General features: G+C 47.0%; 13 protein-coding genes. 6 read left to right on the forward strand and 7 right to left on the reverse strand.

Annotation, left to right across the window (positions count from 1 at the left end):
- Window positions 1-191: 191 nt before the first annotated feature.
- Together B8987_RS15390 and B8987_RS15395 are read left to right on the forward strand one after the other, a co-directional pair.
- The gene (locus B8987_RS15390) at window positions 192-1,541 is read left to right on the forward strand and encodes an amidase (RefSeq protein ID WP_081503195.1); all 1,350 of its coding nucleotides are present in this window, start codon (window positions 192-194) and stop codon (window positions 1,539-1,541) included.
- A 29-nt stretch (window positions 1,542-1,570) separates the two neighbouring features.
- A complete protein-coding gene (locus tag B8987_RS15395; RefSeq protein ID WP_020374066.1) occupies window positions 1,571-2,686 on the forward strand; it encodes an FUSC family protein in 1,116 nt (371 codons plus the stop codon).
- A gap of 24 nt (window positions 2,687-2,710) precedes the next feature.
- Here B8987_RS15395 and B8987_RS15400 read toward each other — a convergent pair whose 3' ends face one another.
- Entirely contained in the window at window positions 2,711-3,199 is a 489-nt protein-coding gene (locus B8987_RS15400) for an inorganic diphosphatase (protein WP_020374067.1), read from the reverse strand.
- A 220-nt stretch (window positions 3,200-3,419) separates the two neighbouring features.
- Between B8987_RS15400 and B8987_RS15405 the strand changes: the two genes are divergently transcribed.
- Window positions 3,420-4,634: a DUF445 domain-containing protein gene (locus B8987_RS15405; protein ID WP_020374068.1), complete on the forward strand. Its 1,215-nt coding sequence runs from the start codon at window positions 3,420-3,422 to the stop codon at window positions 4,632-4,634.
- On the opposite strand, the gene B8987_RS15410 is transcribed toward B8987_RS15405, so the two are convergent.
- Entirely contained in the window at window positions 4,622-5,467 is an 846-nt protein-coding gene (locus tag B8987_RS15410) for a YihY/virulence factor BrkB family protein (RefSeq protein ID WP_157782342.1), read from the reverse strand. The genes B8987_RS15405 and B8987_RS15410 overlap by 13 nt on opposite strands.
- 89 nt (window positions 5,468-5,556) lie before the next feature.
- Between B8987_RS15410 and B8987_RS15415 the strand changes: the two genes are divergently transcribed.
- Both B8987_RS15415 and B8987_RS15420 read left to right on the forward strand, forming a co-directional pair.
- A complete protein-coding gene (locus B8987_RS15415) occupies window positions 5,557-6,384 on the forward strand; it encodes a sulfite exporter TauE/SafE family protein (RefSeq protein ID WP_028963599.1) in 828 nt (275 codons plus the stop codon).
- Entirely contained in the window at window positions 6,368-6,688 is a 321-nt protein-coding gene (locus tag B8987_RS15420) for a HesB/IscA family protein (protein ID WP_020374071.1), read from the forward strand. The genes B8987_RS15415 and B8987_RS15420 overlap by 17 nt, the downstream gene beginning before the upstream one ends.
- Before the next feature lie 27 nt (window positions 6,689-6,715).
- Here the strand turns inward: B8987_RS15420 and B8987_RS15425 are convergent, their stop codons facing one another.
- From B8987_RS15425 to B8987_RS15435, 3 genes are all read right to left on the reverse strand, one after another.
- Window positions 6,716-7,948, reverse strand: coding sequence for a glycosyltransferase family protein (locus B8987_RS15425; RefSeq protein ID WP_020374072.1), 1,233 nt, complete (start codon window positions 7,946-7,948; stop codon window positions 6,716-6,718).
- Window positions 7,941-8,687 (reverse strand): hypothetical protein, encoded by a 747-nt coding sequence (locus B8987_RS15430; protein ID WP_020374073.1) that lies wholly within the window; start codon window positions 8,685-8,687, stop codon window positions 7,941-7,943. The genes B8987_RS15425 and B8987_RS15430 overlap by 8 nt, the downstream gene beginning before the upstream one ends.
- A gap of 160 nt (window positions 8,688-8,847) precedes the next feature.
- Window positions 8,848-9,690, reverse strand: coding sequence for a damage-control phosphatase ARMT1 family protein (locus B8987_RS15435; RefSeq protein ID WP_020374074.1), 843 nt, complete (start codon window positions 9,688-9,690; stop codon window positions 8,848-8,850).
- A 139-nt stretch (window positions 9,691-9,829) separates the two neighbouring features.
- Between B8987_RS15435 and B8987_RS15440 the strand changes: the two genes are divergently transcribed.
- A complete protein-coding gene (locus B8987_RS15440; protein WP_020374075.1) occupies window positions 9,830-10,462 on the forward strand; it encodes an SOS response-associated peptidase in 633 nt (210 codons plus the stop codon).
- Here the strand turns inward: B8987_RS15440 and B8987_RS15445 are convergent.
- Together B8987_RS15445 and B8987_RS15450 are read right to left on the reverse strand one after the other, a co-directional pair.
- Entirely contained in the window at window positions 10,427-10,906 is a 480-nt protein-coding gene (locus B8987_RS15445) for a low molecular weight protein-tyrosine-phosphatase (RefSeq protein WP_020374076.1), read from the reverse strand. The genes B8987_RS15440 and B8987_RS15445 overlap by 36 nt on opposite strands.
- 28 nt (window positions 10,907-10,934) lie before the next feature.
- Complete coding sequence (locus B8987_RS15450) at window positions 10,935-11,609, reverse strand: peptidylprolyl isomerase (protein WP_020374077.1); 675 nt, start codon at window positions 11,607-11,609, stop codon at window positions 10,935-10,937.
- Window positions 11,610-11,648 lie beyond the last annotated feature (39 nt).

Here is an 11,648-nt window from a genome sequence, read left to right on the forward strand (position 1 = left end):
TGATGGAAGACGGTGGATAACGAGAAGGCAGTTCGGACCCTGTTACGGGACATTTTATTTCTCGATAGCGAAACGTGTTTACAACCTCTTTGGAAGGCTTCTGGGATGGAGATTCTACTTCATGGGTTAATTCCCAGAGCATTGAATCCTTATGAGCCGTGTTCCCCGCGAAGCTCTCGGCAAGGGGTGCGATGATGCCATCGCAGATAAAGGCCATCCATCAAGCTTTTGTGACGGGGCAGCATGATCCTGTGGCCTGGTTGGACCAGTTAACAGACAAAATTCGTCAGGTCCAGGAGCAAACCAATGCATTCATCCATTTAGATATAGAGCGCGCGAGGATGACGGCCGAAGCGTCATGGCGACGCTACCGCAATGCGATAAGTTTAAGTGTCTTAGATGGTGTGCTCATTGGCCTTAAAGACTTATTTGAAACCGCAAATATGCCGACGACAGCGGGGTCCAAAATCCTTCAAGATTACCGACCCCATCATGACGCCGTTATTGTGTCACAGTTACGGGAATTGGGTGCTAATCTCGATTTAGGCAAACTCAATCTTCACGAATTTGCTTTTGGTCCAACCAGCACGAGTTCATTTTATGGGTCTGTTCGACATCCTCTAGACGGATCAAAAATGGCTGGCGGCTCGAGTGGCGGATCAGCTGTGGCAGTCGCTACGGAACTCATGCCTCTCGCGCTAGGAACGGATACCGGAGGATCTGTCCGTATTCCTGCAGCCCTGTGTGGGATTATTGGATTAAAACCGACGTACGACCGAATTAGCCGACAAGGTGTCATTCCTTTGTCATGGACTTTAGATCATGTGGGACCCATGGCCCGGGATATAGAGGATATTGCGTTGTTTTTAGATCTCATATTTCCCGAAGAACGCTTCCAAGAACATATGATGGCTCCGTGCTCGTCGTTAAACATTCTCGTGCCTAGCGGTACTCTTGGCAGAGCCGTAGACCAAGACTTACAGCACCGGTTCGAACTAGCCCTAGAGAGGTTATCTATGCTCCCTGGTGTTCACATCGATACGAGTCCATTGCCGGAATTGGAGCGTATTCGGGCAGCCCAATTGGTTATCATTGGTGCTGAAGCGGCCAATTACCATTGGAAGTGGTTACAGGAACGACCTTTAGATTATCAGGAAGATGTTCGCGAACGTTTAATTTCCCGTGCCTCCTATCTTGCGGTTCAGTATATTGAGGGCTTGCGTGCTCGTCAGGAATTACAAGTCATGTATCAGCAGATATTGGATCGCTACGATGTCATGATTTTACCCACCGTTCCCATTTATCCACCTGATCTCACGACCCAAGAAGTACCAGGCTACGACGGACAACCGATTGATGTCCGGAACTTATTGGTGTGGATGACGTCACCGTTTAATCTGCTCGGATTACCCGCGTTGACCATGCCAGTCGGCCACAATGATCAGGGTTTTGCTGCGTCGGCGCAAATCGTTGGGAACTACGATCAAGAAGGAAAACTGTTGCAGGTTGCAAAAATGTGGCAAGATGTGCTGTCCGCATAGAGAATTAACAAGAACCTCATGCTACAGTCATGAGTCAGCACCTATGGTCTTCATTACGGAGATTATTAGCCACGGGGATTGATGCACAAGTCTTAAAAACAGGGATAGCGGCCGGAACATCGTGGTATTTAGCTCAGTGGTTGTTTAAGACGCCTCGTCCCTATTTTGCCCCATTGGCTGCGATTTTGTCTTTGCAGGTGAGCGTGGCTGATTCCATATCTAAGGGGATACAACGGGTTGCGGGTGTCGGGGCAGGCATTGCTGTCGCGATTTTCGCCGGGCATTTTTTCCGTTTGTCGGCCTTGTCCGTTGGAATTGTCGTCTATATTGCTGTATTTTTGGCTACGCGGTTGCATATGGGACCTCAAGGCATTCCCCAGGCCGCTATCACCGCATTATTGGTGATGACCGTGGGGCGTTCGGCGTCAGGTTATGCATGGGTGCGAGTTGTCGATACAGCAATTGGTGTTATGGTGGCGGTTTTAGTCAATGCTTTAATTTGGCCTCCTGATGCCACTAAGGCAGCAGAAACCGCCATAATAACGCTGGCGCATGCGGTGGCCGATGTCCTTTTATCCATCCGTCAAGATTTAATCGATGGCTTAAGTGCGGCCGAAGCCAATCAACATTTACTTCGGGCCCGCCATGTCGATGAGTCTTTGGAAACTGTACGCGATGCGATTCGGCGTGCAGAAAAAAGTCTAAAATGGAACGTGTTAATGGTGAGAAGGCGTCGGCGCCTCAAAACACTTCGTCAAGTGGCTATCGTGTTGGAACATACCTTATCTCAAGCCCGGGGCATCGCCCGGAGTTTGTTTGTGACCGTGGAGCGCGATACCCAGGATCCGTATTTGGCGTTACCGGAATCGATTGCAACTCAACTGGCGGACTTATTAGCATTAATGGGATCGGCCTTGCAGACTTATATTCGCATCATTGTCGGAGTGCATCCGGATGCTGCCTACCAACTTGAAAAAACACTGAAACAGGCGTCAAAACGACAACGCCTGTTATTACAAGAAATTCATGTTTCGGCAGGGGATTGGCTAGACCTGGCAGCGGTTTTAGCGGACATTGAAAAAATGACCGAAGACTTATTAGTGTCTGCCAGGTTGCTAGTTCCTTTAGTGTTTCCCAGCACGTGAAAATTCTATTTTAGCGATTTTCTGTTAGTGTTGGGTTTTGGCAAAACGCTCTTGGCTTTCCTTAAGCACACGTTCTCCATCTTCATGGTCCCGCCAACCGCCAACGTGCGATTCCTTACCGCCTTCGAGCTCTTTGTATGTTGCAAAGAAATGGGCAATTTCTTTTAAAGTGTGGGCGGGCACATCGGAAAGGGTCTTAATGCCATCCATACGGGGATCATCGGCGGCGACAGCCAAAATTTTGTTATCAATGCCGTTCTCATCCCGCATCTCCAAAAGTCCCACGATGCGGGCCCGAATAATACAACCAGGGAAGGTACTTTGAGACATGAGTACCATCACATCGATGGGATCCCCATCTTCACCTAAAGTATTCTCTACAAATCCATATTCGGTCGGATAGTGAAAGGGAGAATACAACACCCGGTCTAACCGGATGCGACCCGTTTCATGATCCACTTCATATTTATTTTGACTGCCCCGAGGGATTTCTACCACAACATCAACCACCATAATAGGGACCTCCTTTTTTGAGCCTGGATCTTCTCATATGTAACACAACAGCGTGAACTTAGCGTAGCCAGATCAAGTGCTGGTGTCTTTGTCCATTGTGCGAGAAGACCTTACAAAAATCAATGCAGAATTAGCAAAGAGGGAGGATTTGTCTTCAAAACCCCAGGCATGCTTTGCGTTCTATGACGGGGTTCGGTAAGATGAGGCGGGAGGGAACAGTGTGCAGCGACGGTGGGCCAATATCACATTAGGAATTGCTTTGGCATTATTTTTAATTGCCCTGGCGTTTCATCGCCAATTTTGGGCGCCTTATCTAGAGTCGATGGCCTTAGCAGGCTTGGCCGGTGGCGTTGCAGATTGGTATGCCGTCACCGCTTTGTTTCGTCATCCCCTAGGGATAAAGTGGTTGCCACATACCTCAATTATTTCGGCCAATCGGGACCGGATTGTGGATGCCATTTCAACACTAGTGGAGACGGAGTTATTGTCGGTCTCATTTATTGAAGCGAATATTGAGAAACTGCAGATTGGCAGAAAAATCGTCGAGTTTTTGGATAAACCGCTGAGCCCTGTCGCACAGCAGCAAATTACTGAGGCACTCAATCAGATGATGGACTTCATCCCAGAAGACCGGATAGCTGCCTATCTAGAATCTTTTAGTACCAAAAAAATTGAGGACTTACAAGTTTCCGATTACATTGTGCGCTTCATCAAATGGTTAGTGCAATCAGAAAATGACCGGGCTCTTTTTAACTTTTTGGCACGTCATGTCGTTGATGTCTTAAATAGTGTGGAATTTACCGAGGATATGGAAAACCGGCTGAAGGATATGCTGGAAAAGTATACGAAAACAACCACTCAAAAACTGGTATTAGGTTTATTAGAATCGTTGGGGACTGTTGATTATAAAGATTTGAGTGTAACGGTTAAGACCCAACTGATTGATTGGTTAAAATCTGAGAAAGCCTTTGAGCAATTTGAGCTAGCCATTGTGCGCATTATGATTACGGTACGCGATGATCATGATCTCCGGCTCAAGATTGAAAACGCCAAAAATGATCTTGCCCATCACATGCCATGGGACCGCGCCGTGACGTGGTTGATGACGGAAGTGAGAACCCATCTGCATGACGCTAAAACGTGGGAAGGTGTTGGCCATTTTTCGCATGAAATGGCAGATATATTGCGTGCGTATCCGGAACAGCAAGCACAACTGGAAAATATGATTAAACGCCTCACCGTGTCCCTCCTGCGACGATACCATCCCGTTATCGGCCGACTGGTTCGCGATAATCTTAATCAAATGGACGAACGGGAATGGATTGATAAACTAGAATGGTACGTTGGTCGGGACCTTCAATGGATTCGTGTTAATGGTGCCATTGTCGGTGGCCTGGTGGGTTTAATTTTAGCCGTGCTGATTCATTTTTTCTGAGAAGACTTGTGGCGCTGATGGTATAGTAACGCATTCACTTCTGCTCCCAGTAAAATCGCCAGGGCAAACAAATATAAATAGAGAAGAAGCAAAATGACAGTTCCCAAGCTTCCATACATTTTATTGTAGGAATCAAAATGGCTGGTATAAAGAGAGAAACCCCAGGACAGCACAATAAAGACGGTGGTAGCCAAGATGGTGCCTGGGCTGAGAAACTTAAAGGGAAGATGTAGATCAGGCAGAATGGTATATAACATGTCAAGACTAAACACAAGGAGAACGAGCAACATCAACCAATGCAGAAAAAAAGACGCGACGTGATCGATGGGCCAATGGAGTACGGAATTGAGTAACCAGTGGGTAAATAGCGTGCCCCCTGTGGCGACTAGAAGGGTCGCAACGAAAAGAAGTCCAAAGATGATTCCGGTTCCGGCGGCTAAAAGATACCGCTTGATAGCGCCGCGTTTGAATGGGTAAGTTAATTCATAAGCATGATTAAACGCATCGATAAGTTCCATAAAAGCACCGGACATGCCCCATACAAACCCCACAATCCCTAATGACAGGACTGTGGGGTTTTCATGATGAATGGCCACAGCGATTGCGCTGCGTAATAAGGTTATAACCGATGCTGGCACCAAACTGTTCAAAGGACCCACGATATCCTTAATGGTTGTAGGCAAATGCATAAATCCTAGGAGGGCGGTTAAAAACAGGACCAACGGAAAGAGCGCAAACAAAAATTTATATGCTAGAGCTGCTGCATAGGACGTCATATCGTCGCGGCTCATGCGTTCCATCAATAATTTTACGAAATGTAGTACATTTTCCACGGAGTGTCCCCCAAATACATGATTTTCAAGATGTCCGTGCATCCTATTGTGCATCACTTCGATTATGAGGATGCAGGGAGGATGCGCCGGTGCTGTCTGGTGCCATTGTTGCCAGTGTGCTCGCTTTTTCCACCGGTCTAAGCATTGGCTTCCTTTTAGCAGCGGCTGGAGGCGGCACACTTATATTATCAATCATTGTGCTGCGTTATTTGTTTGGTTTGACCCATGCCGAATTATTCGGGACAGCGGCCGTACTGACGTTCGTTCTTGCTGTCGCGTTGTTTCTTATGCGCCGGGAGGAACGAAGGGTTGCAATAAGGCCAGCTTTGTGGTTTACAGGTCCTGGACTTTTGACGATGATGGTCACAAAGCTCATGCCACATGATTTGACGACGCGTTTGCGTTTGGCTTTAATCGGCCTGTTATTAGTGACAAATACTCTATTATCCCTCATCTTATCAAAGTTTTTGGTTCGCTCTCGGAGGATTCACCACAAACGATTGGCCATGATGGGTGGGGGCGTTGGATTATTGGCGGGATATTTTGGAGGCAACGGAGCTTTCTTAGCGCTTCCTAGCATGTTAATGAGTGGTTTACCGCAAAATGTTGCGGTTAGTAGCTCGACATTGACGATTGCGAGTTTTGCATTCACGTCGGCGATACCCAATATGGTACGAGCGAGCATCGATTGGCGCGTACTCATTCCCTTTCTTCTGGGCTCTATTTTGGGGCTTTTGATCATGCGGATGTTATTCCGGTTTAGAAATCCATCATCACGTACACGGTGGATGACCACCGTGATTGTGATAGCGGCTGGACTCTATTTATTACAACAAAATTGGTTCGGGCTTTACACACCCTCACTAGCCCTTTATGATGGGATAAAAGGAGGGCTAAGGAATGAGTTTACAAATTGAAGTGACGCCCCAAGCGATTGCCAAACTGGCCGAATTAGGCACGGAAAAGAAAGCGGATTATGTCAGGGTTAGCGCCCAGCAGGCTTGTGGCTGTGGTCGTATTGGGTACCGCATGGCGTGGGAAGAGCATGTATCGGCCGATGACGAACAGTTCCAGGCAGCCGGAGTGACGCTGGTGGTGGATGCTAATAGCCGGCCATATATCGATGGAGGCGTATTGGATTATCAAGTCGATTCGATGCAAGAAGGTTTTGTGTTGACTAATCCCCATGCTCAAAATGGTTGTAGTTGTGGAAGCCATTAACACCGCGTCCGCGCGGTGTTTTTTTCATTATGCTACCCAGTGAGCCGTAGCAAATAACGAGACAAATAAGATCCCCAGCGGCAGGGCAACGGCAAAATATATTATGCGCCGGAGCCGACTTTGGTTAATAAATAATCCCAAGGCGATAAATACGGGGAAGGCTTCCATCACGAGACGGGGCAGGGACATGAGCGGGTTTCCCGTTGCTGGATAGGAAAACGGGACGGCGATGGCTAGCAGCTCATAAAGCCACAAATAAGAGGGCAAATATTTTAGAGATAACACGAACATGGCAATGAGAAATACGGCAAATAACCAATTATAAAAATTGCTAGCATCTAATGAAGGCATTCCCGTGGCAAACAATTGATGGATGTTGAGGGCCTGTCCGAGAACCTTCCAGGCTTTTATGGTGGCGACCCATAATGTGCCTCCGATCCATTCAAAATGTCTTCCCCAATTGCTTTGTGCATGTTCAAACACCAGCGGGTCGCCAAAGCGGATGAGAAGAAATACCATATAAATGGCTAAACCTAAAGGTGCCCATAAAGTATGCCACAACGGTTTAATCCGGTGATGTTCTTGTTTCCAAAGAAGCAGCAAAAACGGAGCGGACAAGAGAAGACCGTACATGCTTACCAGTGTGGCTGCCATCGCTAGCGGTCCCGCGATAAAATAGCGACGCGTTCTCGCAAAATATAAGGACCCTATCGCGAGCGCCATAAATAATGGTTCCGAGTAAACGGCATTAGCATAAAAAGCGGTAGGGAAAAAGGCTAAGACCAATACCGTATCCCAGGCAATCTGGGGACCAAACTCCAATTGGGTCAACCGGAACAAAAACCACAATGTGAAAGAAAAGGATACTAAACTAATGAGAACACCCGCAATGACACCACCTCCGAAGATGTGGATCAAAAACGGATAAAGGGGAAAAAAGGCTGTGGCAGTCGGACGATTGGCATATCCGAAATTGGCAATGGATAAATACCATAATCCATCCCAGTGAGCCCACAAACCGAAAGTCACATGATAAAGCAATTGACCTGTAGGGGGAAGTGTGCCCGGAGGGGATTCAATCCAAGCATGTGGCAAATAGATATAAGCTAAGCCGCCAATTTCCATAAAGAACGCCCGAGAAATGACAAAAAGCCAAAGCAAGAGCCGAACAACAGGCCATTTCACATGGGGTGTCAAATGCGTAAGTTGGGCTTTGGGATTGACAATGACTGCCGAGTCGGATGTCAGGTCTTTAGCCATGCGACCTCCTGACGGAATGTTTTAGTTGCTTTACGGAGCCTAATTGTAATGCGTCGCCACGAATGTAATTGGCTAGGGAAAAAACTTGGTATGCCGTTAAGTTTGTGCTGGAATTCTTAGTCATAGCCAAAAGTTCTCCGGCGACCAGTGGGTTGACCTCAGGCAATGTGTCCACCATTTTTGACAATAATTTAACCTGGCCTTGGGGACTGGACACGCCATCAGGATATCCAAAGGTTGCTAGCATTGAAGAAGGCGTCAACAACTTCGGCCAATGATGATCGCTATGATAATATAGTGCGTTCATGACCATCAATAAATCATTTGTCGTGAAATAAAAATAATGATGAATTGGAATTCCTGTGGCTTCGGATACCATTTTGGTGACCACTTGAGGACTTTCACCACTGATGGCCGTGTATAATGGCATCATTTTTCCATTGGGACCCAAAATAGGCGTATCACCCGACAATGGAACCACGGTAAGGATTTGACTGTTTGGTTTGACGACCGCTAAAAAACCTATAAAGGCAGGTGCCGTCGTTGTCCCTCGAACCCCTACCAGAACTTTAACCGGTTGTTTTTCATTGATGGAAATGGTGCTAATTCGACTATGGATTCGTGCATGCAAAGCTACGGACAAGGCCACAAACATTGCACCCAAAACGGCGAGAATGCCAGTAATCCATCGCTGACGAGGGGTAAAACCTATGGCTGGGTTTTCAGTCCGCGTTTGCATTGGCATCCAATCCTTTTCTCGATGTAATACGTCAGTCACTTCATATCGGTCCTGTACACAAGACTAAATTGTATCACGAATTGTACGCAAGCGTATGGGATTCCGGGGTGGTCCAAAAAGCACCAAGTCGTCCTTATAGAATTTCCAAAATCGAGGGAATTTATTCCTTTAACCAGGCGACATTGGTATTCCCCTCAACCCCTGCGAGGCGGGCAGAAGGGGGACACTTGGCACGGTATAAAAACAAAGCAGGGATCGGAAGATTTCGGTGGGACAAGGCTTCGAGATTCGCAATCCCTTTAATGATGACCCCGTCATATCTTTTTTGCCATGCTTGAAGGTCATCATCAGATAATTTCCACATGGTAAAATCCTCCCCGAAATCGAGGACATTGTCTGCGACCATCGACAACCCCATGTCATTCACATCATCACGAGTGATATCATTTAAAAAAGGATGATGCCGCACGAGAATACTGACATGCCATCCCTTATGGCGTAGACTCCGAATTAATTCGCGGTCAAAAACAATTTCCCCTGCATTATCGGTAATATAGAGAATTTTTCCTGATGCGGGTATGGATTGGACAAAGTTTCGAATATCGTTGCGAGCAAACCCTTGTTGGATTGCCTGATCTAATTGAAGAAAAAGGCGCTGGGTGTTATCGCCCAATCCGGCATCAATAATGTTGGCGGCCGCCGCATATAAAAATCGGTTCTCCAAGTCATCTATGAGCAGGGGATGTTGTTGCCAGTAAGCCTCAGCCATGGTGTTTGCGGTTCTTTTGTCTTCGTGGTACGGATCCGTCTCATGGGTGTTTTTCTGCGCAATTTCATACATGAGATAAACGGCAATCCCGGGATTATCTAATGTTTCCCACCTAGAAGCTAAGTGACCCATGACCTGGGCTTGAATGGGCACAGGGTTATTCTCTTTTTGATGGTCCAATGTGCGCATTAATTGCAAGAATACACACGCCGCGCATTCAGACGATATTTTCATGGTTCACCTCCATCTCTCTTGGGAGTTTCCGCCTTCTAGTGTAACATGGAGGCAAGACGGATTTTGGAATCGATTTATTCGTAATATGACATGCATCATTAAGCGACGTGATTCACGACCCTTTAAGGAAGAGTCTAGCATGTGTGGACGGTTTAGCGCGACATTTACTTGGCAAGATTTAACAAATCGGTGGCCAATTGAACAGGACCTCACTCCGCCATGGAGCCCACGCTTTAATGTTGCTCCCGGTCAGCAGGTGTTGACGATTGGTCAACGCATGAACGGACAATGGAAAGCGGCATGGGTTCACTGGGGAGTGTCTGTTCACCATTCCTTGTTGATCAACGCCCGCCGAGAATCAGTGCAGAACAAACCTCTTTTTCGTGAGGGCTATCACCACCAAAGAGTGATTGTTCCGGCGGATGGATTTTATGAGTGGGAAAGGTCGACACGTCAACCTTTCCGTTTTACTTTAGATACTCTTTTTGCCATCGCTGGCATTTTAATCGCGTCGCCCGCTCGTGATTTTTGGTATGTTGTGCTTCTCACCACACAAGCTGATGGCGTCATCCAGTCTATACATGACCGGATGCCATGGGTCTTAACGGACGAACAGGTGCCTGTGTGGTTAGGTCGTCAAAGTCATGCCTATCAATCGTTAACGGTTGTGTCAAAGTCATGGCATGTTTATCCTGTGTCAAAGAAGGTTAATAACGCTCAAAATGATAGTCCCGACTTAATTTTGCCTTGCCCGGTCGACGGCCACTTGTAAAAAGTTATCGAGCGCTTCGTCTAACAGGCTATAAACGTGCTCAAATCCCCCCGTATAAAACGGATCGGGGACATTGCGTTCGGTGGTTGAGGAAAATTCGAGGACCTTGTGAACGTTTTCGGCTTCTGGCATCAAGGCTTTCACATCGTCCCAATTGTCTTGATCCATGACCAAAATCCAATCGAAATTGCGGGCATCAGCGACTTGAATTTGCCGGGCCCGAATGCCATCAAAGGCGATATTATGTGATTTTAATATCGCCTGCGTTCCCTTGTGAGGGAGTTCTCCAACATGCCATGAACCGGTTCCAGCGGAATCGATAATAAATTGGTCCGCTAATCCTTTTTCTTGCACTTTGGCGCGGAAAATAGCTTCCGCCATTGGAGAACGACAAATGTTTCCTGCACAGACAAATAACACACGAATCGGTTGTTTAGAATTCACTCCACATACCTGTCCTTTACTGCTGCGATTATTGTGATGCACCGACGGAAATAGTCACTGACGTAATGTAATAGGGGTGGATGGGTAATGAATCCTCACCCGTCATAGGATTGGTTTTTACGGCGCCGCTAGCAATTTTTTGAACAACATTCCACCCTTGGGTGACCCGTCCGAGTTCCGTGTAGATGGGATCTTGATTCAAACTGGTGCTTTCTGGCCCGGTACAAACGAAAAATTGGCTACCATTGGTGTTAGGATTGTTGGCATTAGCCATCGCGACGATTCCAGGTTGATAGGGAAATGTGGGCTTTTCTCCATTCCATTGATACCCTGGTCCACCGGTTCCGTTGTTTAACGGATCACCTGTTTGGAACATGAAGGGTTTAATCACCCGAAAAATTTCATCACCATTGAAAAAGTTGTGATCAGCTAGAAAGACAAAATTATTGACGGCTACTGGGTCTTGCTTAGCAAATAACGAGATAACAAACTTTCCTGCGGTGGTATCAACTGTTGCCGTATACTGCTTATTAGGATTTATGAACATTTTCGGTGGAGCATTCCACCGCAGATTTCGCCCGCTGGCTATCTGTTTGGTGTGAGCGGGGGTTTTGGCTGCTTGCTGTCCACACCCGGCTGTAACGGTGGCCAAAATGCCTGATACACCGATAATGCTCCAGAAACGAAAGAATTTGGCTGTCAACGTATTCACTCCAAAGACATATTTTCGCCGCTCATTGTA

The organism is Sulfobacillus thermosulfidooxidans DSM 9293 (assembly GCF_900176145.1).
Lineage (GTDB): Bacteria > Bacillota > Sulfobacillia > Sulfobacillales > Sulfobacillaceae > Sulfobacillus > Sulfobacillus thermosulfidooxidans.